This is a genomic window from Streptomyces nigrescens, assembly GCF_027626975.1.
GTDB classification, from domain to species: Bacteria; Actinomycetota; Actinomycetes; order Streptomycetales; family Streptomycetaceae; genus Streptomyces; species Streptomyces nigrescens.
The window spans coordinates 4,079,502-4,105,374 of record NZ_CP114203.1; the positions used below are offsets into that span (position 1 = coordinate 4,079,502).

Below are 25,873 nucleotides of genomic sequence, written 5' to 3' on the forward strand. Positions count from 1 at the left end.
TCAGGTCCCAGATCTCAGGTCTCCGAGCGGTACATCAGATCCGTCTCGTGCGTCGCGAACCCCATCCGCTCGTACACGGTCACCGCCGCCTTGTTGTCCGCGTCCACGTACAGCATCGCCGTCGGCAGCCCCTGCCCGGCCAGGTGGCGCAGCCCGAGCGAGGTCAGCGCCTTGCCCAGACCGCCGCCCTGGGCGCCCGGCCGCACCCCGAGCACATAGACCTCCCCGAGGCCCTCGTCGGCGTGCACCTTGGTCCAGTGGAAGCCGACCAGCCGCCCTTCCTTCTCCGCCAGGAAGAAGCCCTTGGGGTCGAACCACGCCTCGGCCTTGCGGTCGTCCAGATCGCGCTGGATCAGCGAACCCTGCTCCGGGTGGTGCGCGAACGCCTCCGCATTCACCTCCAGCCAGGCCGCGTCATCGGTGCCCGGCTGGAAGGTCCGTACGGACACCCCCTCCGGGAGCACCGGCTCCGGCAGCTCCAGATCCGTCAGCGAGCGCCGCATCTGCCGCAGCTCCCGGAACATCGTCAGCCCCAGGGTCTGGGCGAGGTGCCGGGCGGCCGGATGCCCGCCGTGCGCCCAGACGCGCAGCCGGCGCCCGGACTGCTCCAGCAGCTCGCCGCCCAGCGCCCGGCCGTGGCCGCGGCCCCGGTGTCCCGGGTGGACCACCAGTTCGGCGGCCGGCGCCTCCACCGGGTCGGTGTCCTCCAGCTGCCCGTACGCGACCAGCTCCTCGCCCTCGTCGCCGCGCGCGTACACCAGCACATGGCGCACGCCCTCGCGTTCGCCCCCGCGCAGCTGCAGCCGCCCCTGCTCGGACACGGCGGGCTGCCCGTCCGTACGTGCGGCCCGCTCGATCAGTTCGAGGACGGCCGCGCCCGCTTCCGGCGCCAGCTCGTCGACCACCTGGATCCTGCGCCCGGCCCGGCCCATCTCCTGTGCAGCGTCATTCATGTGTGAAGCGTACGACTCCCCCGGGCCCCCGGAGGGGTACCACCCGCACTCCGTCCCCTCCCCCGCAACCAGCTCGTCACCCTTACACCTCTGTTGCGCTACGCGCGTGGACCATAAGCTGCCGTCCGCTCAGGTACATCCAGGAGGGGAACCCATGCCAGCGACACCGCAACGGCGCCGCACCGTACGCAGATTGACGATCGGCGCCGCCGTACTGGCCGCCGCAGGACTTGCCGCCGGCGCCCTGCCGGCCGGCGCCGACACCGGCCACGCCGCCCGGACCGGCCGCACCGTCGATGTCCAGCTGCTCTCCTTCAACGACTTCCACGGCAATCTGGAACCGCCGCAGGGCTCCTCCGGCACGGTCGAGGAGGTCCAGCCGGACGGCAGCAAGAAGAGCGTGCCGGCGGGCGGTGCCGAGTACCTCGCGCAGTCGCTGCGCACGGCCCGTAAGGGACACCCCTACTCGGTGACCGCCGCGGCCGGTGACCTGGTCGGTGCCAGCCCCCTGCTCTCCGGTCTGTTCCACGACGAGCCGACCGTCGAGGCGATGAACAAGCTGGGCCTCGACGTCACCTCGGTCGGCAACCATGAATTCGACGAGGGCCGGAAGGAACTGACGCGCCTTCAGAAGGGCGGCTGTCACCCGAAGGACGGCTGCTACGAGGACGGCAAGAAGTTCCGGGGCGCCGGCTTCCCCTACCTCACCGCGAACGTCACCGACGACAAGACCGGCAAGCCGCTGCTCAAGCCGTACACCGTCTGGAAGCACAAGGGCGTCAAGATCGGCTTCATCGGGGTGACGCTGGAGGGGACCCCGGACATCGTCAATGCCGAGGGCATCAAGGGCCTGAAGTTCCATGACGAGGTCGAGACGATCAACAAGTACGCCAAGGTGCTCAACCGGCAGGGCGTGAAGTCGGTCGTGGCCCTCATCCACGAGGGCGGGCTGCCCGCCTCCACCTCGTACAACTACAACTGCGACAGCCCCGGCCCCGGCGACGGCATCTCCGGGCCGATCACCGAGATCGCCAAGCACGTCACACCCCGGGTCGACGCGCTGGTCACCGGCCACACCCACCAGGCCTACGCCTGCACCATCCCGGACCCGTCCGGCAAGCCGCGCACCGTCACCTCCGCCGCGTCGTACGGCAAGCTCTACACCGACACCACGCTCACCTACGACCGCCGCACCCACGACATCGTGCGGACCGCCGTCAAGGCGCCCGGCGCGGCCAACCACGTCGTCGACCGGACCCAGCCCAAGGCCGCGGACATGACGTCGCTGATCGCCCGCTGGAACAAGCTGGCCGCACCGGTCGCGGGCCGCCCCGTCGGCCACATCTCCGCCGATATCGCAGGACGCGGCGCCAACGCCCCCGAGTCACCGCTCGGCGACGTCATCTCCGACGCCCAGCTGGAGGCCACCAAGGCCGACGGCAAGGGCGGCGCCCAGCTCGCGCTGATGAACCCCGGCGGGGTGCGCTCCGACCTCGCCTTCAAGGCGTCCGGCTCGGAGGGCGACGGTGTGGTCACCTACGGCGAGGCGTTCACCGTCCAGCCGTTCACCAACATGATGAACGTCGTCGACCTCACCGGCGCCCAGCTGCTGACCGCCCTCCAGCAGCAGGTCAGCGGCCCCAACGCGGCCTCCCCGAAGATCCTCCAGGTCTCCAAGGGCCTGACCTACACCCTGGACATGACCAAGTCGGGCGCCGACCGCATCGTCAAGGACTCGGTGAAGCTGAACGGCGAGGCCCTCGACCCGGCCAAGACCTACCGCGTCGCGATGAACGAGTTCCTGGCCGGCGGCGGTGACGGCTTCCCCGCCTTCAAGGACGGCAAGAACAAGTACGTCGGCCCCTCCGACCTGGACGCCTTCACCGCCTACCTGACCGCCCACTCCTCAGCGGACAAGCCCCTGACGCCGCCGAAGGCTGATCGGATCACGGTGGTGAAGTAGTACGCGGCAGCCGGTCGGCGCTCCACAACACCCGCGGGCGCCGACCCGGCCCGCCGTCCCCCTCGAACACCGTCCCCGCTCCGGACACCAGCCGGAGCGGGGACGTTTGCGTCGGCGGGGCGTGCACACGGCGTGGAGCTGGTCCTCTTCCAGAAGGGGCGGCAAGCGACTGGTCCTCGACCGCCGTGGTGCCGAGGTCTGCCGAGGTCTGCCAAGAGCTGCGCGAGGGTCGCTGATCCCGGCCCGCCCTCACTCCGTCCCGAACCACGTCTCCGCGAGGGACTCCAGGGTGGGCTCGGGTGGGGCGGGGAGTTCGCGGAGGTAGCGGGGCAGGTTGCTGTAGAGGTGCAGGAGGGTGTGGGTGAGGAGTTCGGTGGGGGTGAAGGTCTCGCCGTAGGCGCGGAAGATGCGCGAGAGGAGGCGGGGGTCGCCGCGGGAGACGAAGAGGCCGACGGCGACGAAGTCGTAGGCGCGCTGCCCGATCATCGCGGGTTCGAAGTCGAGGAGTCCGGTCAGCCGCCAGTCGTCGTGTTCGTCGACGGTCAGATGCTGGCGCATGAACTCGGTGTGGAGGAGGACGCCGGGCCCGGCGGCGGAGGGGGTTGCCGAGGCGAGGAAGGCGGGGATCTGTTCCAGCCAGGGTTCGGGGAGGCCGTGGTCGCGCTGCCGGGCGACCGCCGTGGTGCGCTGCCGGTCGAGGAAGGCGCCCCAGTCGCCGGGGCCGAGGAACCCGGTGAGCGGTGACGGGTCCAGGGCGTGCAGGGCGGCCAGGGTCTCACCGGCTTCGGTGGCGATCCGGTCCTGGTCGGCGCGGGGGACGCGGGGCCAGGTGACGGCCAGGTCGGTGCCGCGCAGCCGGGACATCAGGACGTAGCGCCAGCCGTTCTCGTATTCGCCGGCGTCGTGGACGTACGGGGTGGGGAGGGGCAGTTGCCCCTGGAGATGGGTGAGGACCCGGGCCTCGGTCACCCCGTCGTCGGCAGCGGCGGCGGGGAAGAGCTTGAGGACAAAGCGCTGCCCGACGGCGTAGACGGGCTGGGAGCCCGCCGGATAGCGGGTGAGGGGATCGGCGCGGATGCCGAGCCGGGTGCAGAGCGCGGCGGCGCCCGGCCGCATCACCGCTTCGTCGGGGACGATCGCGTCCCACTCGTCGTCCGTGTCCACGCGAGGCAGCATGCGCGGACGGTATGGCGGCGGGCGAGACGGCGGCAAAGGGTTTTCGGCGGGCCCCGGAAGCCATCGGGGTTGCCCTTAGGGGGAGTTGGGGATCCGCCGTGCGGGGGAAGGGGCCGCGCCCGCAGGAGGACGCCGCCGCGCCGGGCCCTTCGTAGCGTGCTGGGCATGACTTCTGGGCGTGGTTCTGGGCGGGGCACGGTCGCGGTGCGGACGCTGCGGCGGCGGGCGCTGTGGCGGCGGACGGCGTTCTGGGCGTATGCGGGGTTCGGCTGGCTGGTGGTGTCGTTCGGCTGGCATCTGTGGATGGGGATCGACTACCGGGCGGCGATGGGTGGCGGGGACCGCGTCCCCGTGTGGGGGTTCCTCGTCTATGACGGGCTGATCACCGCGATGTCGGCGATCGGTGCGGTTCTCGCGCTCGCGGTCGTCCGGCCGTGGGGCCGCCGGCTGCCGCCGTGGACGGTGCGGCTGCCGCTCTGGTTCGGGGCGGTGCTGCTGCTCGTACGGGGTGTGCCGGGCCTGGTCGAGAACCTCACCACGGCCACCGGGCTCACCCCGTACGGGCTGCTGGGGATGGCGGAGCGGCCGGCCGACCTGGCGTCCGGGGAGTTCTGGACGGGCATGGTGATCAATACGTACTTCTTCGTGGGCGCGGTGGTGATGCTGCCGCTGGCCGTGCTGCACGGCAAGGGCCTGCGGGCCGCCGGGGGCACCGGCGGCCCGTCCGGTCAGGAGAAGTCGGCGGCGTGATCCCGCGCCCACTGGGCGAACGTCCGGGCCGGCCGTCCGGTGATCCGCTCGACGGCGTCCGAGACGGGGAAGGCCGGTGCCTCGACCGTCCGGCCGAACATCCGGACCAGCTCCAGCGCGGCCTCCTTGGGGAAGTGCGGCCCGGCCATCGCCTCGGCCGCCGCCTCCTCGGAGATCTGCTCGACCCGGGTCTCCTTTCCGGTCGCCCGCCCGATCTCGGCGACCTGCTGTGCCACGGTCAGCTCGGCCGGGCCGGTGACGGGATACGCCTGGCCGAGGTGCGCACCGCTGCGGTCCAGCAGGGCGGCGGCCGCGACATCCGCGAGGTCGGCCTCATGGACGGGGACGCCCCGGGCGCCCGGGTGCGCGTCGCGGACCACACCGGTCGCGCGGATCGACGGGGCCCAGGCCAGCGCGTTGGTGGCGTAGTTGCCGCCGCGGATGAAGGTCCACTCCAGGCCGGAGCCCCGCGCCGCGCGCTCCAGACCGGCGTGCAGCCGGGCGATGTGGTGGGTGTCGTCGGCGGGGGTATCGGTCACCGCCATCGAGGAGTTGAGGACGATCCGGCGGACACCGGCCCGCACGGCGGCACCGGTCAGCGCCACCGCCGCCCGGTCGCCGCCGGCCGCGAGATTGAGGAACAGCGCGTCGGCACCGGTCAGCAGCGGTGTGAGGTCGCTCGTGTCGGCGAGGTCGGCGCGGACGGTGTCGGTCTCGGCGGGCAGCCCGGCGCGCGCCGGATCGCGGGTCAGGGCGCGTACCGCGGCGCCGTCCGCGAGGAGCCGGGCGACAAGTGCGCGGCCGATATTGCCGGTTGCGCCGGTCACAACGATCATGGGAGCAGCTTTCTGCGGTTTCATGGGATGACGACCGTCTTCCGTTTGTTGGGTGAATGCACTGAATGCGAGGAAGGAAACGAATAAGCCGGACAATGGCGCGGAGAGTCCAGGTATGGATCAATGGACGCGGACAGGTCGCGCACTGTTGCATGGGTCACCAAGAGAGGTGACGGTAGTTCAAGTCGCCCCAGATGTACGGCAATTTTTTGCCAAGACCTCGGGGACAACCTTCATGTATCCGACTTACTTCCGGTACGACTTGCGTTCAAGGGACCCGCTCGTGGTGAGATGAGCGGATGCGAACCCCCACACGCATATCTTCACCGTCGCCCACGCCTGCCGCGCAGCACCCCCATCTCCTTGCGCCGGGCGCCCAGGACGACTCCACCGGCGACACCAGAAAGCTCGACACCGTTAATCCGTACGCCGACCTGGCAGCCCTCGCGGACCCCGAGCCGGAGCCGGAACCCGGCCCGGAATTCGGCTCGTTCGACGCCGACGGCACTCCCCTGCGCCGCACCTACCTCAACGAGCGCGACGACAGCGACGACCCGCTGGGCCTCGGGCTGCGCTCGGACGACGAGTCGGACGCGGCCTGGAAGCCGCCGAACCACCGTCGTAAGAACCGCCGCAAGAAGCGTGGCCTCAGCCGCTTCGCCGCGATGTCGATCACCGTGAAACTGCTGGTGGCGGTACTGGTCGGCACGTCATTCCTGACGCTCTTCGACCGGTTCGCGGTGCTGTACGCGCAGAACGCGGCCGCGAAAAAGGTGAAGGACGCCCTGCATCTGAACGCCACTCCCGAGGTCGACATCAAGGGATTCCCGTTCCTCACCCAGGTCATGGACAAGCGCGTTGACCAGGTGAAAGTCACGATTCCCGACCTGGCCGCCGACCGCGTTTCGCTGGCGAAATTCGAGGCCACCGCGAACGACGTACGCATCGACGGCGATCTGCCCACCTCCATCAAGGGCGCCACGATCGGCACCATGAACGGCAGTGTGCTGCTCGCCTTCGACGACATGAACCGCGAGCTGGGTGCCTCGCAGGTGAAGTTCAGCGAAAGGGGACCGAACGCGGTCCGCGCGGTCGGTCAGCTGCCGATTGCCGGCCATGAACTGCGCGTTCGGGCCGAGGCGCGCATTCAGCGGGCCGGTGACCGCGGTATCTCCACCGACATCAGCCGGATGCAGCTGGACATCGGCGATATCGCCGTCTACCGCCCCGGCACCGGCAAGGAGGAGGGCCTGCGGCTGACCCGCAAGACCGCCGCCGAGCTCAGCCGGCAGGCCGCCAAGGTCAAGTCGATGCTGAGCGTCCCGGCGATCGCCGACCGGATCGGCATCCCCAAGCCGTACATCCAGGAGGCGCTGAACAACGAGCAGAAGCTGCACGAGCTGACCGGGTCGCCGCGCTTCGTCCAGAAGCTGATGAAGGTCAACCTGGTCGACGTGGTGGCCGACCACCCGTGGCTGCTGCAGAAGGTCGGCATCGACCCGAAGATCCTCGGCGCGCTGACCGGGCTCACCAAGCCGCAGCTCGCGGACCAGCTCTCGCTGTCCTTCCAGCTTCCCAAGACGCCCGGGAACATCCGGCTGCGCAACATCTCCGTCGAGGAGGACGGCATCCGCGCCGACATCACGGGGTCGGAACTGCCGGTCGGGGGACCGAAGAAGTAACGGGCGCGCCCGCAGGGGGTGCGGTGCGGACGCCGTTTGGGGACGCGTCCGCTACCGCGGCTCCTGGGGCCTCGGCGGATCCGGCATCCCGGGCGGGGGTGTCGCGGCGCCCGGGAGCGTCAGCACCGCCTCGGTGCCGCCGAGGTCCGCGGACCGCAGCCGTACCGCGCCGCCCGCCTGCTCCGCCGTACGCGCCACGATCGACAGCCCCAGACCGCTGCCCGGCAGACTGCGGGCGGACGGCGAGCGCCAGAACCGCTCGAAGACATGCGGCAGTTCGTCCTGCGGAATGCCGGGGCCGTGATCGCGTACGGTCAGCTCGCCGCCGGCCAGCCGCACCTCGACGGTCCCGCCGGCCGGGCTGAACTTCACCGCGTTGTCCAGGAGATTGACCACCGCCCGCTCCAGCGAGGCCGGCTCGGCCCGTACGAACCAGGGGTCGAGGGCCGCCGCGATGGTCAGCGACGGGCCGCGCAGCCGGGCCCGCTCCAGCGCCGCGCCGACGATCTCGTGCAGCGCCACCACCGCGACGGCGCTCTGCCCCGGCTCCGTCGGCCGCGACAGTTCCTGCAGATCGCCGATCAGTGCCGCCAGCTCCCCCATCTGCGCCTTCACCGAGGCCAGCAGCGCCTCCTTGTCGGCGGGCGGGATCGGCCGGCCGGACCGCTCGCTGCGCACCAGCAGATCGATATTGGTACGCAGTGAGGTCAGCGGCGTACGCAGCTCATGGCCCGCGTCCGCGATCAGCTGCTGCTGCAGATCACGGGAGGCGGCCAGCGCCGCGGTCATGGCGTTGAAGGAGCGGGAGAGCCGGGCGATCTCGTCCTCGCCCTCGGCCGGGATGCGGATGGTCAGGTCCTCGGTACGGGCGACCTGTTCGACCGCGTCGGTCAGCCGGTCCACCGGCTTGAGGCCGGAGCGCGCGATGACCAGACCGGCGGTGCCCGCGCCGACGACGCCCAGCCCCGCGACGGCCGCCAGCAGCAGCGCAAGGCGGTTCAGCGCGGTGTCGACCTCGGTCAGCGGGCGCGAGATGGACACTGCGAACTGCACGCCCTGGACACCGATGTGCTTGGTCAGCACCCGGACGTCCGCACCGTCGGTGGTGACGGCGTCATGCAGGGTGTCCCGCGCCACGCCCTGCGCCACCGCGACATCCGCACGCTGCACCTGCACCGGCTTGGAGTTGGGTCCGATGCAGCGCGAGCCGTCGACCTGCACGATCTGGACGTTGTAGTAGGAGGGCGGGGCGTTCTTGCTCTCGGTCGGGTCGGTGGGCTGGCAGTTGGCGTAGGTCCGCTGGAGATAGTCGGTGGAGACGATGACGTTCTGCAGCGAGCTGTCCACCTCGCCGCGCAGCTGGGCCCGGGTGAGCAGCCAGCAGGCCAGCGCGGAGACCGCCACCGCCACCGCCACCGCGGCCGCCGTGAGCAGGGTCAGCCGTGAGCGCAGCGGCAGCCGCGCGATCCATCCGCCGAGCCGGCTCTGCGCGGCGCCCGCCGCCCCGTCCGGCGTCGTGGTCGCCGTGGTCATTCCGCCCCGCCGTCCGTCCGCAGGACGTAGCCGACCCCCCGCACGGTGTGCACCAGCCGCGGTTCGCCGCCCGCTTCCGTCTTGCGGCGCAGATACATCACATACACATCGAGGGAGTTGGAGGTGGGCTCGAAGTCGAAGCCCCATACGGCCTTCAGGATCTGCTCGCGGGTGAGCACCTGCCGCGGATGGGCGAGGAACATCTCCAGCAGCGTGAATTCGGTACGGGTCAGCTCGACCTGCCTGCTGCCCCGGGTCACCTCACGGGTCGCCAGGTCCATCCGCAGATCGGCGAAGCTCAGCACCTCGCCCTCCACGGGCGGGGCACCGGCCGCCGCCGCGTACGAGCTGCGGCGCAGCAGGGCGCGGATCCGGGCGAGCAGCTCGTCCAGCTCGAAGGGCTTGACGAGATAGTCGTCGGCGCCGGCGTCCAGCCCCGTGACCCGGTCGCCGACCGTGTCCCGCGCGGTCAGCATCAGGATCGGCACGGTCACCCCGCTCGCCCGCAGCCTGCGGGCGGCGGTCAGCCCGTCCATACGGGGCATCAGGACATCGAGCACGATCAGTTCCGGGTCGTAGACCGCGACCTTCTCGACCGCGTCCAGACCGTCCACCGCCTGCTCGGTCACATACCCCTCGAAGACCAGCGAGCGCTGCAGGGCCTCACGGACCGCGGGCTCATCGTCGACGATCAGGATGCGGGCGGGATGGTCACCGTGCTCGGCGGGGCTCATGTGCGTGGTTACCTCGGACCTCGGATGGCTGCGAAGGGTTGCACTTCACCCTTGCACGAACACGGGGAATCTGAGAGGGATGACGCCAAGCCTCTCGTGCGGCGGGCGGGGCCGGTCAGACACCGCTGTTGCCGCCGCCGCGCAGCGCGTCGAGGTCGTCCTTGACGGTGTTGATCGGGATGGCGAAGCCGAGGCCGACACTGCCCGCGCTGCTGCTCGATTCCGAACTCGGCGAGTACATCGCGGAGTTGATGCCGATGATCTGCCCCTGCATATTGATCAGGGCGCCACCGGAGTTGCCGGGGTTGAGCGAGGCGTCGGTCTGTATGGCCTTGTACGAGGTCTTCGACGAGCCGGTGTCGCCGTTGTACTGGTTGCCGCCGAACTCGAACGGCCAGCCCCCGCGGCCGCCCGGACCGTCCTGCTGCCCCTGTCCCTCCTCCTTGGGGACGGTGACATCCCGGTCGAGGGCGGAGACGATTCCGCTGGTCACGGACCCGGTGAGGCCCTCGGGCGAGCCGATCGCCACCACCTGGTCGCCGACCGTGATCTTGCTGGAGTCGCCGAGCGAGGCCGCGGTGAGGTTCTTGGCGCCGCGCACCTTGACCAGCGCCAGGTCCTTGCCGGGGTCGGTGCCGACGACCTCGGCCGTCTTCCGGCTGCCGTCGTGGAAGGTGACGGTGACGGTGTCCGCACCGGCGAGCACATGGTTGTTGGTGACGATCTCGCCGTCGCTGTTGACGACCACACCGGAGCCGGTGGACTCTCCCTTGGCGCTCTGTGCCTTGATCTCCACGATCGCCGGGCTGACCGCCTTGGCCACCCCCGAGACGCCGCTGCCGCTGGTCTTGCCCGCGTTGACGAGCGGGGTGGAGGAGCTGTTCTGCGCCGACGGCTGGGTGGCGCCGGCGATCAGCGCCGCGCTGCCGCCCCCGATGAGACCGGAGGCGAGCGCGACCGCCGCGATCAGCGCGACCGGCCGCCGGGCCCGGCGCGGCCGCTCGGGTGCGTACGGGGGCGGCGGCGGGACCGCCTGCTCACTGAAGCCTGCGCCCGGGGTCCCCCCGTACGCCTCGTGGCCGTAGCCCTGGCCGTAGCCCTGGCCGTGGTCGTCGCCGTACGCGTACGGCCGGTCCTGTGGCATCTCATCGCCGCTTCGGCGGTAGCTCTGGGTCATGAAGATGACTCTGCGACCGCTCCATGAGAGCTGCCTGAGAACGCCCTGAGAGACCCGACAGAAGTGGGTATGCCCGACATAAAGCCACCGGGCCGGCGGCGCGCCTCCTCAGCCGCCGCAGCCGCAGGAGCGCCGCACCACCAGCCGCGACGGGAACTGCCGCAGCCGCTCCCGCCGGGAGCCGACCACCCGCAGCCCGTCGTCCAGCACCAGATCCACCGCCGCCCGCGCCATCGCCTCGCGGTCCGAGGCGACCGTGGTCAGCGGCGGATCGGTCAGCGCGGCTTCCTTCACATCGTCGAAGCCCGCGACCGCCAGCTCCCCGGGCACATCGATCCGCAGCTCGCGGGCGGCCCGCAGCACACCGATCGCCTGGTCGTCCGTCGCGCACATGATGGCCGGCGGCCGCTCCGGGCCGGCCAGCAGCTTCAGTGCGACCTGGTAGGCGTCATAGCGGTTGTACGGGGACTGGAAGTAGTAGCCCTCCGGCGACCGCCCGGACTCCAGCATGGCCCGCCGCCAGCCCTCGACATGGTCGGTGACCGGGTCGCCGGACTTCGGGGTCTCCTCCGTACCGCCGAGGAAGGCCACATACGGATGGCCGTGCTCCAGCAGATGCCGGGTCGCCAGCTGCGCGCCCCACACGTCGTCCGTCATCACCGCGACATCGTCGATGGCATCCGGCCGCCGGTGCAGCAGCACCACCCGGGCGTCCCACGCATCGATCTCCGCGGCGGCGTGCTCACTGGGCCCTTGACTGATCAGAATCAGCCCGGAGACCCGCATCCCGAGGAAGGCACGCAGATAGTGCACCTCGCGCTCGTCGAGGTAGTTGGCGTTGCCGACCAGCACCATCTTTCCGCGCTCGGCGGCGGCCTGTTCGACGGCGTGCGCCATCTCCGCGAAGAACGGCTGCCGGGTGTCCGGCACGATCAGGCCTATGAGATCGGTACGGCGGGACGCCATCGCCTGCGCGACGCGGTCCGGCCGGTAGCCGAGCTCCTTGATGGCGGCGAGCACCCGCTCGCGCGTGGCCGGGGCAACCGGCCTTGGTCCGTTGTTGATGACGTAGCTGACAACGGCGGTGGACGTACCCGCCAGTCTTGCCACATCATCCCGCGTCACCTTGGCCACGCGCGGCAGTCTACGCGGGTGGTGCTACCGGCGGGCAGGTCGTGGGGCCGGGGAGTCCGCGCCCGCGGCGACGGCCTTCCCGGAGCCGTCACCGTCCCCGGGCGCTCGGTCCGCGGCGGGCGCGGACTTCGCCGCCTTCGCCGCGTCCTCCTTGGCCTTGGCCTCCGCCGCCCGCTCCACCTTCTCCGGCGTCACGAAGCGGTAGCCGACGTTACGGACCGTGCCGATCAGCGACTCGTGCTCGGGGCCGAGCTTGGCGCGCAGCCGCCGGACATGGACGTCGACCGTCCGCGTACCGCCGAAGTAGTCATAGCCCCACACCTCCTGCAGGAGCTGGGCACGGGTGAAGACCCGGCCGGGGTGCTGCGCCAGATACTTCAGCAGCTCGAACTCCTTGAAGGTCAGGTCCAGGACCCGCCCCTTCAGCTTCGCGCTGTAGGTCGCCTCGTCCACCGAGAGATCACCGTTACGGATCTCCATCGGGCTGTCGTCGGTCGTGATCTGCTGGCGGCCCATCGCCAGCCGCAGCCGCGCCTCGACCTCGGCGGGCCCCGCGGTGTCCAGCAGGACGTCATCGACGCCCCAGTCCGCGGTGACGGCGGCGAGCCCGCCCTCCGTCACCACCAGCACCAGCGGGCAGCCGGGCCCGGTGGACCGCAGCAGCTGGCACAGGGACCGCACATGCGGCAGGTCACGACGGCCGTCGATCAGTATGACGTCGGCCCCTGGCGTGTCGATCAGGGCCGGGCCCTCGGCGGGGGCCACCCGCACGCTGTGCAGCAGCAGGCCGAGCGCCGGGAGCACCTCCGTCGACGGCTGGAGTGCATTGGTCAGCAGCAGGAGCGAACTCACTTCCGACCACCTACCCGGTTCCCGGAGCGCTGTGTCCTCTGTTGCGTGCGGTCCTGCCTGCTTCGCTCGCCCATGACGTCTGGTTCCTCCTCGGTCCCTGCGACGGGGCTCCCGGCCCTGGCCGGGGGAGTCTGCGGCACTGCTTCGTACGGTCCTCACAGCCGCGCGCGTGGCTGCGCGAGCACGTGGCTGAAAGCACGAAAGGACCCGGGGGCTACGCTGCCCGGATCCTTCTTGCCCAGCAGAATAGCCCACCTGGCGTCCGGAGCGGGGGCCACTTTTGAAGCTTTTTGTGTTCTGCCGATCACTTCGTGTGGTCGCCGGTGGTCGCAGTTGACCGCCGCCGGGCGACGGGCCGGGGGTGTGTGGCACCCCCGGGAGGCCCCATTTGAAGCGGCGGGGGTCGCTTTGGCCGGGGGCCGGCCGAGGCCTCGCGGGTGGGTTCGCCGGCGCGGCGGAGGGCGCTCATTTTTTCGTGGGCGGTGTCCCACGATGTGGACGACTTCCCACGTTTTTGGCTTTCGCGCCGTGGTTGTTGCTCGCCGTTGCGGGTCCGCTGCGCGGGGCTTGGGCGCGGGTGATGCTTGCGGGTGCCCCGCCGTTGCGCCTGGCGGCGGGCCGGTCCGCTGCGCGGGGCTGTCGGGTGCGGTGACGGACCTCCGGGGGAGGGGTGTGGGACTGCTTCGCTTTACGTCCCACACCCCTCCCCCTCCGGCCCGTCCCCTCCCGTTGGTGGGATGGAAAAACGGTTGGTGGGGGTCACGCCGGTGGTCCACTGCTCCTCGCGAAGCAGAAGTGACACGTTCTACGGACGCCCGCCCCCACCCACCTGTACTCACTCCCCCCACGGGAGGGGACGGGCCGGAGGGGCCTGGTGTGTGGACGTAAAGCGAAGCAGTCCACACACCAGGCCCCGGAGGCCCGTCACCGCACCCGACAACCACCCGCCCGCCGCAGGCGCCACGGCGAGAAACCACCACGGCGGGAAAGCCGAAAACGTGGGAGGGGGATCAGCCCGTCTCCGAGACGGGCTCCGCGAACTGCGCGGCATAGAGCCGCGCATACGCCCCGTTGGCGGCCAACAGCGCATCGTGGGGCCCCTGTTCCACGATCGCACCGTTTTCCATGACGAGGATGACGTCCGCGTCGCGAATCGTGGAGAGACGGTGGGCGATGACGAAGCTGGTGCGGCCGCTGCGGAGCTGGGCCATCGCGTGCTGGATGAGCACCTCGGTGCGGGTGTCGACCGAGCTGGTGGCCTCGTCCAGGACCAAGATCGCCGGCTCGGCGAGAAACGCGCGGGCGATCGTGATCAGCTGCTTCTCGCCGACGGAGACATTGCTGCCCTCGTCGTCGAGCACCGTGTCGTAGCCGTCCGGCAGGGTCCGCACGAAGCGGTCGACGTGGGTGGCCCTGGCGGCTGCCACGATCTTGTCCATCGGGGTGCCCGCGGGGGCTCCGTAGGCGATGTTCTCGGCGATCGTGCCGCCGAAGAGCCAGGTGTCCTGGAGGACCATGCCGATGTGCGCGCGCAGCTCCTCGCGTGACATGGCGGCGATATCGACGCCGTCGAGAGTGATCCGGCCGCCGCTCACCTCGTAGAAGCGCATCAGGAGGTTGACGAGCGTGGTCTTGCCGGCGCCGGTCGGGCCGACGATCGCCACCGTCTGGCCGGGGTGGACGGCCAGCGAGAGGTCCTCGATGAGCGGCTTGTCCGGTGCGTAGCGGAAGGAGACGTCCTCGAACTCGACCCGGCCCTCGATGCGTTCGGGGCGGGCGGGCCGTGCGGGGTCGGGGTCCTGTTCCGTGGCGTCGAGGAGTTCGAAGACCCGCTCGGCGGAGGCGACACCGGACTGGACGAGGTTGGCCATCGAGGCGACCTGGGTGAGCGGCTGGCTGAACTGCCGGGAGTACTGGATGAAGGCCTGGACGTCGCCGATGGACAGGGCCCCGGAGGCGACGCGGAGGCCGCCGACCACCGCCACCAGGACGTAGTTGAGGTTGCCGATGAACATCATCGCGGGCTGGATGATCCCGGAGATGAACTGGGCCTTGAAGCCGGCGGCGTAGAGGGCCTCGTTCTGTTCGCGGAACAGTTCGGCGGACTCCCGCTGGCGGCCGAAGACCTTCACCAGGCTGTGGCCGGTGTACATCTCCTCGATGTGCGCGTTGAGCTTGCCGGTGGTCTTCCACTGCTGGACGAACTGCGGCTGGGCGCGCTTGCCGACCTTGGTGGCGACGACGACCGAGACCGGGACCGTGATCAGGGCGACCAGGGCCAGCAGCGGGGAGATCCAGAACATCATGACGAGCACGCCGACGATGGTCAGCAGCGAGGCGACGATCTGGCTGAGGGTCTGCTGGAGCGTCTGCTGGATGTTGTCGATGTCGTTGGTGGCCCGGGAGAGGACCTCGCCGCGCTGCTGCTTGTCGAAGTAGCTCAGCGGCAGCCGGGCCAGCTTCTCCTCGACCTGTTCGCGCATCCGGAAGACGGCCCGCTGGACCACCCGGGTGGCGATCCTGGCCTGGACGAAGCCGAACAGTGAGGCGGCCGCATAGATCAGGGTGACCCAGAGCAGCACCTGGCCGACGGCGCCGAAGTCGATGCCGTGGCCGGGGACGACCGGCATCGTGCCGATCATGTCGGCGAGCCCGTCCTGGCCGTGGGCGCGGAGCTGTTCGGCGGCCTGGGCCCTGGTGAGCCCGTCGGGCAGCTGCCGGCCGATGATGCCGGACATGATCAGGTCGGTGGCGTGGCCGAGGACCTTGGGGCCGACGACCGTCAGTGCCACGCTCAGCGCGCCCAGCGCCAGGGCGAGGCTCATGATGCCGCGCTCCGGCCGCATCTGGGCCAGCAGCCGTTTGCCGGAGCCCTTGAAGTCCATCGACTTCTCGGTGGGCTGGCCGCCCATCATCCGGCCGGGCCCGACCGCCGGGGCCGGGCCTCGTCGGGAGGCCATCGGAGGGGTCTCCTCGGTGGCCGCCGGGGCCTCGGCCCGGGCCGCCGCCCCCTTGTCCGCGGTGGTCACGCCGCCTCCTGCTCGGTGAGCTGGGAGAGCACGATCTCCCGGTAGGTCTCGTTGCCGGCCATCAGCTCGGCGTGGGTGCCGGTGCCGACGACCCGGCCCTCGTCCAGGACGACGATCCGGTCGGCGCCGCGGATCGTGGAGACCCGCTGGGCGACGATCACGACCGTGGCCCGGTCGGTCTCGCGGGCGAGGGCGGCGCGCAGCGCGGCGTCCGTCGCGTAGTCCAGGGCGGAGAAGGAGTCGTCGAAGAGGTAGATCTCGGGGCGCCGCACCAGGGCGCGGGCGATGGCCAGCCGCTGGCGCTGGCCGCCGGAGACATTGCCGCCGCCCTGTGCGATGGGGGCCTCCAGGCCGCCTTCCATCCGCTCGACGAAGTCCCTCGCCTGGGCGGTCTCCAGGGCGTGCCACAGCTCGTCGTCGGTGGCGTCCGGATTGCCGTAACGGAGGTTGGTGGCGACGGTGCCGGAGAAGAGATAGGGCTTCTGCGGGACCAGGCCGATGGCCTTGGCCAGCGTCTCCTGGTCGAGGGTGCGGACGTCCTCGCCGTCCACCAGGACCGTGCCGCCGGTCGCGTCGAAGAGGCGGGGGACGAGCCCGAGGAGGGTGGACTTGCCGCTGCCGGTCGAGCCGATGACGGCGGTGGTCTCACCGGGGCGGGCGGTCAGCGAGATGTCCTTGAGGACGGGCTGCTCGGCGCCCGGGAAGCGGAACTCGACGCCGCGCAGCTCCAGTTCGCCGTGGCGGCGGAGCTCGGTGACGGGGTGCTCGGGCGGGGTGACGCTGGAGTCGGTCGCCAGCACCTCCTGGATGCGCTCGGCGCAGACCTCGGCGCGCGGCAGCATCATCACCATGAACGTCGCCATCATGATCGACATCAGGATGTACATGAGGTAGCTGAGGAACGCGGTCAGCGCGCCGATCTCCATGGAGCCGCTGTCGATGCGCAGTCCGCCGAACCAGACGACGGCCACGCTGGAGACGTTCACGATCAGCATGACCAGCGGGAACATCATCGACATCAGCCGGCCGGCGCGCAGCGACGCGTCGTACAGATCGGTGTTGGCCCCGGCGAACCGCTCGCGCTCGTGCCGGTCGCGGACGAAGGCGCGGATGACACGGATACCGGTGATCTGCTCGCGGAGCACGCGGTTGACGGTGTCGATGCGCTCCTGCATCCCGCGGAACAGCGGACGCATCCGGCGCACGATCAGTGAGACGAGTATCCCGAGGACCGGGACGATGACCAGGAGCAGGCCGGACAGCGGCACATCCTGATTGAGCGCCATGATGACGCCGCCGACGCACATGATCGGCGCCGAGACCATCATCGTGAACGTCATCAGCACCAGCATCTGGACCTGCTGGACGTCATTGGTGGTCCGGGTGATCAGCGACGGCGCGCCGAAGGCGCCCACCTCCCGGGCGGAGAAGGACTGCACCCGGTCGAAGACCGCGGCGCGGATGTCCCGGCCGAGCGCCATGGCGGTACGGGCGCCGAAGTAGACGGCACCGGTCGCGCAGACGATCTGCAGCAGGGTGACGGCGACCATGTAGCCGCCGACACGGAGGATGTAGCCCGTGTCCCCCTTCACGACACCGTTGTCAATGATGTCGGCGTTGAGGGTGGGCAGGTAGAGAGTGGCCAGGGTCTGGATGAGCTGGAGCAGAACGATCAGGGATATCGAGCGCCTGTGGGGCCGCAGATGCGCCCGCGCTAGTCGGACCAACACACCGCGAGCCTAGGCGAACACTTGCCCTCGGCAATCGAATTTCCGTGTTCCGCCCGCGTCCGCTCCCTGAGCCTTTGCCAGAACTTGCCCGGAACCTGACCGGCCGCCGCGTACGCCATCATGGAGGCGGCAACGACGGGGCATCCGCCACCACGGAAGCCCCCCGACCGACACGACGAAGAGGCCGCCGTGACAACAACTGGCACCGTGCGCTACTGGGCCGCGGCCAAGGCCGCCGCCGGCACGGCAGAAGAGCCGTATGCGGCGGCGACGCTCGCCGAGGCGCTCGACGCGGCACGCGCGGCGCACACCGCGAACCCCGAGTTCGCGCGCGTCCTGCTGCGCTGCTCATTCCTGGTGGACGGCGATCCGGTCGGCACCCGCGACCACGCGTCGGTGCCGCTGGCCGAGGGCGGCACCGTCGAGGTCCTGCCGCCGTTCGCGGGAGGGTGAGCACACGACCATGAGCGACCACCAGCCGCAGCACCGCCCTTCCTACGAGCCGCACGACCCGTATGCGCCGCAGGATCCGTACGCCCAGCCGGACCCGTACGCCCAGCAGGGCGCGTACGGCAGGCCGGACCCGTACGCCCAGCAGGCGCCGCCGTCCGCGGCGCAGGCGCCGTACGACCCCCAGGCGCCGTACCGCCCGCAGCAGGCCTACGACCCGTACCGGCAGCAGCCGGCCCCCGCTCCGGTGCAGCAGCCGGCGCCCGGCCCGTACGGGCGCGGCCGGCACGCGCAGGACCAGTACGGGTACGACGCGTACGGACAGCAGCCCCAGCAGCCCCAGCACGGACAGCCGCCCCAGCACGCCCGGCAGCCGCAGCAGCCGCAGCAGCCGCAGGACGGCTACCGCGCCCCGCACGCGGAGCCCGCGCCGCTGCCCACGCAGCACCAGACCGCCTCGCCGGCCGAGGAGCCGTACGCCCGCCGGCACCCCCAGCAGGCCCAGCCCCCCCAGCACCCCCAGCAGGCCCGGCCGGCGCCCGCCGCGCCCGCACCCGCCGCGGTGGTCTCCAGCGCCCCGCTCGCGGCCAACCAGCGCGCCCGCGCCGAGGGCCGCTCACCGATCATCCCGCCCGGTATCCAGCCGGCCGCGCTGACCGCCGGGCTCGCCCTGCTGCTGGCGCTGACCGCGCCGCTGGGCCGCCCGGTGCTCGCCGTGCCGGTGGCGCTGCTGCAGGCCGTCACCGCCGCCGGCTGGTTCCGGCTCAACGGCATGTGGCCGGCCCGCCAGGGCATCGCGCTGGCCTTCCTGGCCGGGCTGACCACCGATGTCGCCCTGCTGGCCACCGACCGCGAGAGCGCGCCGCTGGTCGGCATCGGCACGCTCGGCGTGTGGTGTCTGCTCGTCCTCGTCCTCCAGCTGCGCAACCGCAGCAGCGCCGACGAGCGGATGTACGCGCTGACCGCGGGCCTGACCTCGACCGCCCTCGCGGTACTGGCCGCCGGGCAGCTCGCGGCCAGCCCGCACGCGGTGGTGGTCGGCGCCGCCGCGGTCGCGGTGGCCGCCCTGGCCCGTGCGCTGCCGCTGCCCCCCGCCGCCTCCGTCGGCATCTCGCTGGTGGCCGCCGCGGGCGCCGGTATCGCGGCCGGCCAGCTGACCGGCCTCGGGGCGTCCGGTGCGCTGCTGGGACTGGCGGCCGGCGGCTGCGCCCTGATCGGGCTGCGGGTGGCCAGCTACGACTACCCCTCCCGTTTCGTCCACCTGACGGCCGGGGTGGCCCTGCCGCTGGCCCTGGCCGCGCCCGCGGTGTACGTCCTGGGGCGGGCGCTCGGTTAGGCCCGCCGAGGGCCGTGCGCGACAGCGAAACGGAGCGGCGGCCGCCGGTGGCGCACCTTGGTGCCCTCTGGCGGCCGCCGCTCCCGTTTGCCGGAGTACGTCGTCTAGGCTCCCCCGGAGCGCAGGCAGGGGGCCTGCAATGGACGAGTCGGCCGTAATCCGGCCCAGGGTGGGGGAAGTGGTTCGATGCGTGCACTACGTGTGCTGTTGGTCCTCGTGGTCATACTCGGAGGGCTGTTCGTGGCGGCCGACCGGGTGGCGGTGGGTCTCGCCGAGGACAAGGCCGCGGAGAAGATCCGCGCCAGTCAGGGGCTCGACAAGACCCCGACCGTCGCCATCAAGGGTTTCCCGTTCCTGACCCAGGTCGCGGGCCGCAGCCTCCAGGAGGTGGACGCCGACCTCGGGGGCATCGAGGCCCGCGCCGAGGGGCGCTCACTGCGCATCGACCGGCTGTCGGCGCACTTCTTCGAGGTCGGGCTGACCAGCGACTACACCTCCATCGAGAGCGCCGCCACGGCCACCGGCAACGCCCGGATCACCTACGCCGACCTGACGAAGGCGGCGGGCGGCGGCGTCAAGATCAGCTACGGCGGGGAGAAGAACGGCCGCAGCCAGGTCAAGATCTCGCCGAATGTCCCGCTCCCCGTCTCGCTGAACGTGACCGGCTCCCTCACCATCGTGAACGGCACCACCGTCCGGCTGCGGGCCGACGGGCTCCCCGCGATGTGCAAGGCCCTCCCGGGCTGTGAGACGAAGGTGCGCGCCCAGACCGACCACGACTGGAAGCTGGCCCAGCTGCCCGGCAACCTGAAGCTGAACAAGGTCGTGACGATGCACGAAGGCATCTCGATCTCCGCCTCCGGCAAGGACGTCAAGCTTCCCGGCTGACCGGACTCCCACGGCGGACCGCCCCACCGGTCCGCCGGCTGATCCGGACACCGTCCAATTCCTGAGACACCCCGGTCCGTACGCCAGACCCCCCACGGGCGTACGGACCCCCGGAGCCCGCGCGGGACCGCGCCGCGCGCCCCCTCATCCCGCATTGCGGACAATCGCGTCTCATCATTCGACACGCCGGTGACACACGCCGCTCCGCGTCCCTACGATCGGGGCCATGCAGAGCTCATTGAGCGGTCTCCGTCCGCGGGGACGGGCGGTACTGACGAAGCGGCGGGCAGTAGACCTGTGCCGCGTCGCCGCCATGCTCTGTCGCCCTGTCTGACGGGCCTTCCGCACCCTCCCCCAAGCCCGGGGGTGCCCCGGCCCGGCCGGCCCCTCGGCCGTTCCCGTATGTCCCCGCACAGCGCCACGCCGGCTCCCGTACCCCGACACGGGCCGTCCGGAAGTCCACGGCGCGCACCCGGCATACCCGCGTGCAACTCTGCCACTGCCCCCCGCAACTGCCCCGGAGGAGAAGAATCATGAGCCGTAGCGACGTCCTCGTAGACGCCGACTGGGTCGAGGCCCACCTCGACGACCCGAAGGTGGTTCTCGTCGAGGTTGACGAGGACACCTCGGCCTACGACAAGAACCACATCAAGAACGCCGTCCGGATCGACTGGAAGCAGGACCTCCAGGACCCGGTCCGCCGCGACTTCGTCGACCAGGCGGGCTTCGAGAAGCTGCTCTCGGCCAAGGGCATCGCCAACGACGACACGGTCGTCCTCTACGGCGGCAACAACAACTGGTTCGCCTCCTACGCCTACTGGTACTTCAAGCTCTACGGCCACGACGGCGTCAAGCTGCTCGACGGCGGCCGCAAGAAGTGGGAGCTGGACTCCCGCGACCTGGTCGACGGCTCCGAGGTTCCCCAGCGCCCGGCCACCGACTACAAGGCCAAGGCGCAGAACACCGCCATCCGCGCCTTCCGGGACGACGTCGTCGCCGCGATCGACAACCTCAACCTGGTCGATGTGCGCTCCCCCGACGAGTTCAGCGGCAAGCTGCTCGCCCCGGCGCACCTCCCGCAGGAGCAGTCGCAGCGCCCCGGCCACGTGCCCAGCGCCCGCAACATCCCGTGGTCGAAGAACGCCAACGACGACGGCACCTTCAAGTCGGACGACGAGCTCAAGGCCCTCTACGAGGGTGAGTCCGTCGACCTCGCCAAGGACACCATCGCCTACTGCCGTATCGGTGAGCGCTCCGCGCTGACCTGGTTCGTCCTGCACGAGCTGCTCGGCCAGACCAACGTCAAGAACTACGACGGCTCCTGGACCGAGTACGGCTCGCTGGTCGGTGTGCCGATCGAGCTCGGCGCCGCCAAGTAAGCAAGCACGCTTCTCCCCCGAACCCCTCAAGGAAGTACCCCCATGTGTGGAGCACAGGCAGGCGGCCCGGACGCCTCGACCATCAAGCCCGGTGAGACCACGATCCAGGGCAGCGTGACCCGCGACGGCGAGCCCGTCACCGGTTACGTCCGACTGCTGGACAGCACCGGCGAGTTCACCGCCGAGGTCCCCACCTCGGCGACCGGACAGTTCCGCTTCTACGCGGCCGAGGGCACCTGGACGCTGCGTGCGCTCGTCCCGGGCGGCACCGCGGACCGCACCGTCGTCGCCCAGAAGGGCGGCCTGGCGGAGGTTGCCATCGCCGTCTGACGGCAGCAGGAGTGGCGTCGGCTCCCCGGGGCAGCCCGGATTCCGACGCCACCCTCCCTACGGCCGGAGGGCCGCACCCCAGGGGTTTGGACGCCTTGGCTGGGGGTGCGGCCCTCCGTGCCGTGCACGGCCGGCACCGGGCCTTCTCCCCGGCTTCTGTCCTGCCCGGCACGGACTTACCGTGGAGATATGGACGCGCACCGCCGGTCGCCCGTAGAGCGCCGTCACCGCAGGTACTTCGTCCTGATGGGCGTGTGCCTGGTGCTGTTCGTCCTGGCCTGGGGTGTGGTGCGGCTGTGGTCGGTCCCGGTCGCGGTGGGCATGTGCGTGGTCGCCATGGTCATCCCGCCGGTCGCGGCCGTGATCGGCAACCGGCGCGAGCCCGGCGAGCGCTGGTGGGACGAGTCCGGCGACCCCGAGTCCGACCGCTGGTGGCGCGAACTGGACGACCGGGGCGACGACAAACACCCGCAGTAGGCCCGGGCGTGTCCCCGGGCCCTGCCGCGCGGTCGGGACGGGCCGGCCCGGGACGTTCAGCCCCGGACGGGCCGCCCGGGACGGGCAGCTCCCGTGGGAGCGCTCAGTACACCAGCGCCTGGACGTCGTCCGGCATGATCTCGCTGACGAACACCTGGGCACCGGCGATCCCGGCCCCCTCGATCAGGTCCTTCTGCTCGATGTCCCGCCGGGCCGCGCACTGGGTGCAGACCGTGATCGCCCCGCCGCCCGCGCGGATCCCGTCGATCAGCTCCGGCAGCGGCGCCGAGTGCGGCAGCTCGAAATCCGCCGCCCGCCCCGGCAGCGCGAACCACACGGACTCCCCGGTCAGCCACAGGGACACCTCGACGCCGCTGGCCACCGCCACCGCCGCCACCGTGAACGCCTGCGAGCACCGCTCGGGCGCATCCGCACCCGCCGTCACCTTGATCACGAGCTTCTTCGCCATGAGGCAAGAGTAGGCGCGGCGGACCTCACAGCGCCGCTGTCACCGCCGCCGACTAGACTCGCAGGCGGTCCGTTACACCCTCACTCCGTTCAAGGAGCGCGCTCGTGCTTGAGGCATTCTTCACCACCCTGCTGGTTCTGGTCGGCATCGGCGTCATCGCGTTCGCCGGTCTGACCTGGAAGAAGCTTTACCAGGGCCAGCGCTGAGCCCGTCTCCCACCACCCGTCGCAGGAGCGCCGCCCGCGCCCCTGTCGATCCCCCTCTCTATAGATCGCCTGAGCTCTCATGATCGAGATCCCGTCCGACCTGAACCCGGCCCTGGTGCCGCTCGCCTTCCTCCTCGGCAACTGGGAGGGCGCCGGCGTCGCCGAATTCCCGGGCACCGAGAAGTGCAACTTCGGGCAGGAGGTCACCTTCAGCCACGACGGCCGTGACTTCCTCGAGTACACCTCCCACAGCTGGGTGCTCGACGCCGAAGGCAAGAAGGTCCGCCCGCTGGAGTCCGAGAGCGGCTTCTGGCGCATCGACGCGGACCGCAAGGTCGAGATCGTGATGTGCCGCGACCAGGGCGTGGTGGAGGTCTGGTACGGCGAGCTGGCCGACCAGAAGCCGCAGATCGACCTGGCCACCGACGCCATCGCGCGCACCGCCGCCTCCGGCCCGTACAGCGGCGGCAAGCGGCTCTACGGCTATGTCAACAGCGACCTGATGTGGGTCGGCGAGAAGTCCACCCCGGACGTGCCGCTGCGCCCGTACATGTCCGCGCATCTGAAGAAGGTCGCCGACCTCAAGGAGTGGGCGGAGAGCCTGCCCGACGACATGCCGGACGGCGTCTCCTTCTTCCGGCCGGACGGCACGCCCTACAACCCCTGAGCCACCCCGGGGAGAGTCCCGCTCTCCCCGCCAGCGCCCCGCGGGGGAAGCCGGTCGAAGTCCGGCGCTGACCCGCAACGGTAGGCGGAAGGTCTCCTTCCGCAAGCCCGATTGCCCGCGGTGCGCGCAGCTTCCCGTACAACTCGCCGTGGACTGCGAGGGGACGCCGCCCGGCCCTCGCGGCCCCGGGCCGCCCCTTGGTACGTAGGGACGCGGCCCGACCCCGAGGCGGCCGACCGACCGTGGCGACCACCAGCGCGCATCCGACGACGGACGGGACCGGCGCGCCACCGGCCGCCCGGCGGCTGCCCGTCATACCCCTGCTCGCCGGGCTCACGGCCGTCCTGCTCGGCTCCCTGCTGTGCGGCGTAGGGCTCGGCGCGGCCGGTCTGAGCTGGGCCGAGGTGCTGCGGTATCTGGGCGCCGGGCTGACCGGCGGCACGATCTCCTCCGACGAGGCCGCCGCCTACACCATCGTGTGGGAGCTGCGCTTCCCGCGCGCCGTTCTGGCTGCCGTCGTCGGCGCCGGGCTCGCCGCCCTCGGTGTGGCCGTCCAGGCCCTGGTCCGCAACGCGCTCGCCGACCCCTTCGTGCTCGGTATCTCCTCCGGGGCCGCCGTCGGCGCCAACGCCGTCCTGCTCTTCGGGGCGCTCGGCGCACTCGGCGTCTGGGCGCTGTCGGCGGCGGCCTTCGTCTCCGCGCTGGCCGCCATGGCCCTGGTGTACGCCGCCGCACGCACCGCCCACGGGCTCACCCCGCTGCGTCTGGTGCTGACCGGCACCGCGATGTACTACGGCTTCTCCGCCCTCACCACCCTCATGGTGTTCACCGCCGACCGCGGCGAGGCGGCTCGCTCGGCGATGATGTGGCTGCTCGGGAGCCTGAGCGGGGCCGGCTGGGGCTCGGTGCCGATCGCCGCGGCCGCGGTGGCCGGCGCGCTCGCCCATCTGCTGCTCTCCGCGGGCCGGCTCAATGCGCTGGCCATGGGCGACGAGACCGCCACCGCCCTGGGGGTGCAGGTGAACCGGCTGCGCCGCGAGCTGTTCGTCGTCGCGGCCGCCGGCACCGGAGCGGTGGTCGCGGTCAGCGGCGCGATCGGCTTCGTCGGGCTGATGGTGCCGCATGTGGCCCGGATGCTGGTCGGCGCCGACCACCGCCGGGTACTGGCCGTCGCGCCGCTGCTCGGCGCGGTGCTGCTGGTGTGGGTGGATCTGCTCTCCCGGGTGCTGCTGGCGCCCGTCGAACTGCCGGTCGGCGTGCTCACCGCCGTCATCGGCGTGCCCTGCTTCGTCGTGCTGATGCGGCGGCGCGGCTACACCTTCGGAGGCGGCGCCTGATGCGGATCGACGTCACGGACCTGTCCGTGGAGGTGGCCGGGAACCGCCTGGTCCACGACATCACCCTGCGGGCCGGCAGCGGCCGGGTGGTCGGCCTGGTCGGCCCCAACGGCAGCGGAAAATCGACCCTGTTGCGCTGTGTCTACCGCGCGCTGCGCCCGGCCGCCGGGACCGTACGGCTGGACGACGCGGATCTGCACGCCATGGACGCGCGCACGGGCGCCCGGCTGCTGGCCGCGCTGCCCCAGGAGGCGAGCACGGAGTTCGACTTCACCGTGACCGAGGTCGTCGCGATGGGGCGGCTGCCGCACCAGCGCGGCTCGGGCCGGGCGAGCGCGGCGGACCGCGAGCGCTGCACACGGGCGCTGGCCCGGGTCGGCGCCGGCCATCTGGCCGGACGCGGCTTCCTCAGCCTGTCCGGCGGCGAGAAACAGCGGGTGCTCATCGCCCGCGCGCTGGCCCAGGACCCGCGGGTGCTGGTCCTCGACGAGCCGACCAACCACCTGGACATCGCCCAGCAGTTGGCGGTGCTGGCGCTGGTGCGGGACAGCGGGCTGACGGTGCTGACCGCGCTGCACGACCTCAATCTGGCCGCCCTGCACTGCGACGAGCTGTATGTCATCGACCGCGGCCGGATCGTCGCCGCGGGCCCGCCCTACGACGTGCTCACCCCGGAGCTGCTCGCCGAGGTCTTCGGCGTCCGCGCCCACCGCGTACGGCATCCCGAATCGGGCGCCGTCCAGCTGCTGTTCGACCGCCTCCCCGCCCCCGCCGCCGACTCCTGA

24 protein-coding genes are annotated in these 25,873 nt (G+C 71.3%); 13 read left to right on the forward strand and 11 right to left on the reverse strand.

Annotation, left to right across the window (positions count from 1 at the left end; all coding sequences use genetic code 11):
• Positions 1-14: 14 nt before the first annotated feature.
• Positions 15-953: a mycothiol synthase gene (gene mshD, locus STRNI_RS18160; RefSeq protein WP_174876348.1), complete on the reverse strand. Its 939-nt coding sequence runs from the start codon at positions 951-953 to the stop codon at positions 15-17.
• Between the two features lie 154 nt (positions 954-1,107).
• On the opposite strand from mshD, the gene STRNI_RS18165 reads away from it, so the two are divergent.
• Entirely contained in the window at positions 1,108-2,916 is a 1,809-nt protein-coding gene (locus tag STRNI_RS18165; protein ID WP_093644470.1) for a bifunctional metallophosphatase/5'-nucleotidase, read from the forward strand.
• A 249-nt stretch (positions 2,917-3,165) separates the two neighbouring features.
• Here STRNI_RS18165 and STRNI_RS18170 read toward each other — a convergent pair whose 3' ends face one another.
• Positions 3,166-4,092: an aminoglycoside phosphotransferase family protein gene (locus tag STRNI_RS18170; protein WP_277411598.1), complete on the reverse strand. Its 927-nt coding sequence runs from the start codon at positions 4,090-4,092 to the stop codon at positions 3,166-3,168.
• Positions 4,093-4,257: 165 nt separating this feature from the next.
• On the opposite strand from STRNI_RS18170, the gene STRNI_RS18175 reads away from it, so the two are divergent.
• A complete protein-coding gene (locus STRNI_RS18175; protein ID WP_277411599.1) occupies positions 4,258-4,842 on the forward strand; it encodes a hypothetical protein in 585 nt (194 codons plus the stop codon).
• Here STRNI_RS18175 and STRNI_RS18180 read toward each other — a convergent pair.
• Positions 4,821-5,678, reverse strand: a complete 858-nt coding sequence (locus STRNI_RS18180; RefSeq protein ID WP_277411600.1) for an SDR family oxidoreductase — start codon at positions 5,676-5,678, stop codon at positions 4,821-4,823. The genes STRNI_RS18175 and STRNI_RS18180 overlap by 22 nt on opposite strands.
• A 299-nt stretch (positions 5,679-5,977) precedes the next feature.
• Between STRNI_RS18180 and STRNI_RS18185 the strand changes: the two genes are divergently transcribed.
• Entirely contained in the window at positions 5,978-7,360 is a 1,383-nt protein-coding gene (locus STRNI_RS18185) for an LmeA family phospholipid-binding protein (protein WP_159486825.1), read from the forward strand.
• A gap of 51 nt (positions 7,361-7,411) precedes the next feature.
• On the opposite strand, the gene STRNI_RS18190 is transcribed toward STRNI_RS18185, so the two are convergent.
• The 7 genes from STRNI_RS18190 to STRNI_RS18220 all read right to left on the reverse strand — a co-directional run bounded on the left by STRNI_RS18190 (position 7,412) and on the right by STRNI_RS18220 (position 17,549).
• Positions 7,412-8,893, reverse strand: a complete 1,482-nt coding sequence (locus STRNI_RS18190) for a HAMP domain-containing sensor histidine kinase (protein ID WP_229838626.1) — start codon at positions 8,891-8,893, stop codon at positions 7,412-7,414.
• Positions 8,890-9,627 (reverse strand): response regulator transcription factor, encoded by a 738-nt coding sequence (locus STRNI_RS18195; RefSeq protein WP_018089802.1) that lies wholly within the window; start codon positions 9,625-9,627, stop codon positions 8,890-8,892. The genes STRNI_RS18190 and STRNI_RS18195 overlap by 4 nt, the downstream gene beginning before the upstream one ends.
• A 115-nt stretch (positions 9,628-9,742) precedes the next feature.
• The gene (locus STRNI_RS18200) at positions 9,743-10,804 is read right to left on the reverse strand and encodes a S1C family serine protease (protein WP_277411601.1); all 1,062 of its coding nucleotides are present in this window, start codon (positions 10,802-10,804) and stop codon (positions 9,743-9,745) included.
• Between the two features lie 108 nt (positions 10,805-10,912).
• On the reverse strand, positions 10,913-11,938 hold the full coding sequence (locus tag STRNI_RS18205; RefSeq protein ID WP_026169660.1) for a LacI family DNA-binding transcriptional regulator: 1,026 nt from the start codon (positions 11,936-11,938) through the stop codon (positions 10,913-10,915).
• A 24-nt stretch (positions 11,939-11,962) separates the two neighbouring features.
• Entirely contained in the window at positions 11,963-12,790 is an 828-nt protein-coding gene (locus STRNI_RS18210; protein ID WP_018089805.1) for a response regulator transcription factor, read from the reverse strand.
• A gap of 1,010 nt (positions 12,791-13,800) precedes the next feature.
• Positions 13,801-15,819 (reverse strand): ABC transporter ATP-binding protein, encoded by a 2,019-nt coding sequence (locus tag STRNI_RS18215; RefSeq protein WP_381285732.1) that lies wholly within the window; start codon positions 15,817-15,819, stop codon positions 13,801-13,803.
• A complete protein-coding gene (locus tag STRNI_RS18220) occupies positions 15,816-17,549 on the reverse strand; it encodes an ABC transporter ATP-binding protein (protein ID WP_159486831.1) in 1,734 nt (577 codons plus the stop codon). Before STRNI_RS18220 ends, STRNI_RS18215 begins: the two co-directional genes overlap by 4 nt.
• Before the next feature lie 207 nt (positions 17,550-17,756).
• Here STRNI_RS18220 and STRNI_RS18225 point away from each other — a divergent pair, with 207 nt between their 5' ends.
• From STRNI_RS18225 to STRNI_RS18250, 7 genes are all read left to right on the forward strand, one after another.
• Positions 17,757-18,002, forward strand: a complete 246-nt coding sequence (locus STRNI_RS18225) for a MoaD/ThiS family protein (protein WP_018089808.1) — start codon at positions 17,757-17,759, stop codon at positions 18,000-18,002.
• A gap of 10 nt (positions 18,003-18,012) precedes the next feature.
• Positions 18,013-19,335: a hypothetical protein gene (locus STRNI_RS18230; RefSeq protein WP_277411602.1), complete on the forward strand. Its 1,323-nt coding sequence runs from the start codon at positions 18,013-18,015 to the stop codon at positions 19,333-19,335.
• A 186-nt stretch (positions 19,336-19,521) separates the two neighbouring features.
• A complete protein-coding gene (locus STRNI_RS18235) occupies positions 19,522-20,223 on the forward strand; it encodes an LmeA family phospholipid-binding protein (protein ID WP_277411603.1) in 702 nt (233 codons plus the stop codon).
• A 226-nt stretch (positions 20,224-20,449) separates the two neighbouring features.
• Positions 20,450-20,557: a putative leader peptide gene (locus tag STRNI_RS41625; RefSeq protein WP_350252853.1), complete on the forward strand. Its 108-nt coding sequence runs from the start codon at positions 20,450-20,452 to the stop codon at positions 20,555-20,557.
• A 199-nt stretch (positions 20,558-20,756) separates the two neighbouring features.
• A complete protein-coding gene (locus tag STRNI_RS18240; RefSeq protein WP_018089704.1) occupies positions 20,757-21,602 on the forward strand; it encodes a sulfurtransferase in 846 nt (281 codons plus the stop codon).
• 42 nt (positions 21,603-21,644) lie between these two features.
• Complete coding sequence (locus STRNI_RS18245) at positions 21,645-21,932, forward strand: DUF1416 domain-containing protein (RefSeq protein ID WP_006603933.1); 288 nt, start codon at positions 21,645-21,647, stop codon at positions 21,930-21,932.
• A 189-nt stretch (positions 21,933-22,121) separates the two neighbouring features.
• Positions 22,122-22,409 carry a DUF3099 domain-containing protein gene (locus tag STRNI_RS18250; RefSeq protein ID WP_078518611.1) on the forward strand — a complete coding sequence of 96 codons (288 nt, stop codon included), beginning with the start codon at positions 22,122-22,124 and terminating at the stop codon, positions 22,407-22,409.
• Between the two features lie 103 nt (positions 22,410-22,512).
• Here STRNI_RS18250 and STRNI_RS18255 read toward each other — a convergent pair whose 3' ends face one another.
• Positions 22,513-22,878, reverse strand: a complete 366-nt coding sequence (locus STRNI_RS18255) for a DsrE family protein (RefSeq protein ID WP_018089706.1) — start codon at positions 22,876-22,878, stop codon at positions 22,513-22,515.
• Positions 22,879-23,163: 285 nt separating this feature from the next.
• Here STRNI_RS18255 and STRNI_RS18260 point away from each other — a divergent pair, with 285 nt between their 5' ends.
• From STRNI_RS18260 to STRNI_RS18270, 3 genes are all read left to right on the forward strand, one after another.
• Positions 23,164-23,751, forward strand: coding sequence for a heme-binding beta-barrel domain-containing protein (locus STRNI_RS18260; protein ID WP_018089708.1), 588 nt, complete (start codon positions 23,164-23,166; stop codon positions 23,749-23,751).
• A gap of 242 nt (positions 23,752-23,993) precedes the next feature.
• Positions 23,994-25,088 carry a FecCD family ABC transporter permease gene (locus STRNI_RS18265; RefSeq protein ID WP_277411604.1) on the forward strand — a complete coding sequence of 365 codons (1,095 nt, stop codon included), beginning with the start codon at positions 23,994-23,996 and terminating at the stop codon, positions 25,086-25,088.
• On the forward strand, positions 25,088-25,873 hold the full coding sequence (locus tag STRNI_RS18270) for an ABC transporter ATP-binding protein (RefSeq protein ID WP_159486836.1): 786 nt from the start codon (positions 25,088-25,090) through the stop codon (positions 25,871-25,873). The genes STRNI_RS18265 and STRNI_RS18270 overlap by 1 nt, the downstream gene beginning before the upstream one ends.

Excerpts from the sequence above, each read along its gene's own strand:
- STRNI_RS18165 (WP_093644470.1), top strand. The coding sequence starts at position 1,108 with ATGCCAGCGACACCGCAACGGCGCCGCACCGTACGCAGATTGACGATC.
- STRNI_RS18185 (WP_159486825.1), top strand. The coding sequence starts at position 5,978 with ATGCGAACCCCCACACGCATATCTTCACCGTCGCCCACGCCTGCCGCG.
- STRNI_RS18170 (WP_277411598.1), bottom strand. The coding sequence starts at position 4,092 with ATGCTGCCTCGCGTGGACACGGACGACGAGTGGGACGCGATCGTCCCC.
- STRNI_RS18270 (WP_159486836.1), top strand. The coding sequence starts at position 25,088 with ATGCGGATCGACGTCACGGACCTGTCCGTGGAGGTGGCCGGGAACCGC.
- STRNI_RS18200 (WP_277411601.1), bottom strand. The coding sequence starts at position 10,804 with ATGACCCAGAGCTACCGCCGAAGCGGCGATGAGATGCCACAGGACCGG.
- STRNI_RS18255 (WP_018089706.1), bottom strand. The coding sequence starts at position 22,878 with ATGGCGAAGAAGCTCGTGATCAAGGTGACGGCGGGTGCGGATGCGCCC.
- STRNI_RS18235 (WP_277411603.1), top strand. The coding sequence starts at position 19,522 with ATGCGTGCACTACGTGTGCTGTTGGTCCTCGTGGTCATACTCGGAGGG.
- STRNI_RS18240 (WP_018089704.1), top strand. The coding sequence starts at position 20,757 with ATGAGCCGTAGCGACGTCCTCGTAGACGCCGACTGGGTCGAGGCCCAC.
- STRNI_RS18195 (WP_018089802.1), bottom strand. The coding sequence starts at position 9,627 with ATGAGCCCCGCCGAGCACGGTGACCATCCCGCCCGCATCCTGATCGTC.
- STRNI_RS18175 (WP_277411599.1), top strand. The coding sequence starts at position 4,258 with ATGACTTCTGGGCGTGGTTCTGGGCGGGGCACGGTCGCGGTGCGGACG.
- STRNI_RS18190 (WP_229838626.1), bottom strand. The coding sequence starts at position 8,893 with ATGACCACGGCGACCACGACGCCGGACGGGGCGGCGGGCGCCGCGCAG.
- STRNI_RS18260 (WP_018089708.1), top strand. The coding sequence starts at position 23,164 with ATGATCGAGATCCCGTCCGACCTGAACCCGGCCCTGGTGCCGCTCGCC.
- mshD (WP_174876348.1), bottom strand. The coding sequence starts at position 953 with ATGAATGACGCTGCACAGGAGATGGGCCGGGCCGGGCGCAGGATCCAG.
- STRNI_RS18245 (WP_006603933.1), top strand. The coding sequence starts at position 21,645 with ATGTGTGGAGCACAGGCAGGCGGCCCGGACGCCTCGACCATCAAGCCC.
- STRNI_RS18180 (WP_277411600.1), bottom strand. The coding sequence starts at position 5,678 with ATGATCGTTGTGACCGGCGCAACCGGCAATATCGGCCGCGCACTTGTC.
- STRNI_RS18250 (WP_078518611.1), top strand. The coding sequence starts at position 22,122 with ATGGACGCGCACCGCCGGTCGCCCGTAGAGCGCCGTCACCGCAGGTAC.
- STRNI_RS41625 (WP_350252853.1), top strand. The coding sequence starts at position 20,450 with ATGCAGAGCTCATTGAGCGGTCTCCGTCCGCGGGGACGGGCGGTACTG.
- STRNI_RS18230 (WP_277411602.1), top strand. The coding sequence starts at position 18,013 with ATGAGCGACCACCAGCCGCAGCACCGCCCTTCCTACGAGCCGCACGAC.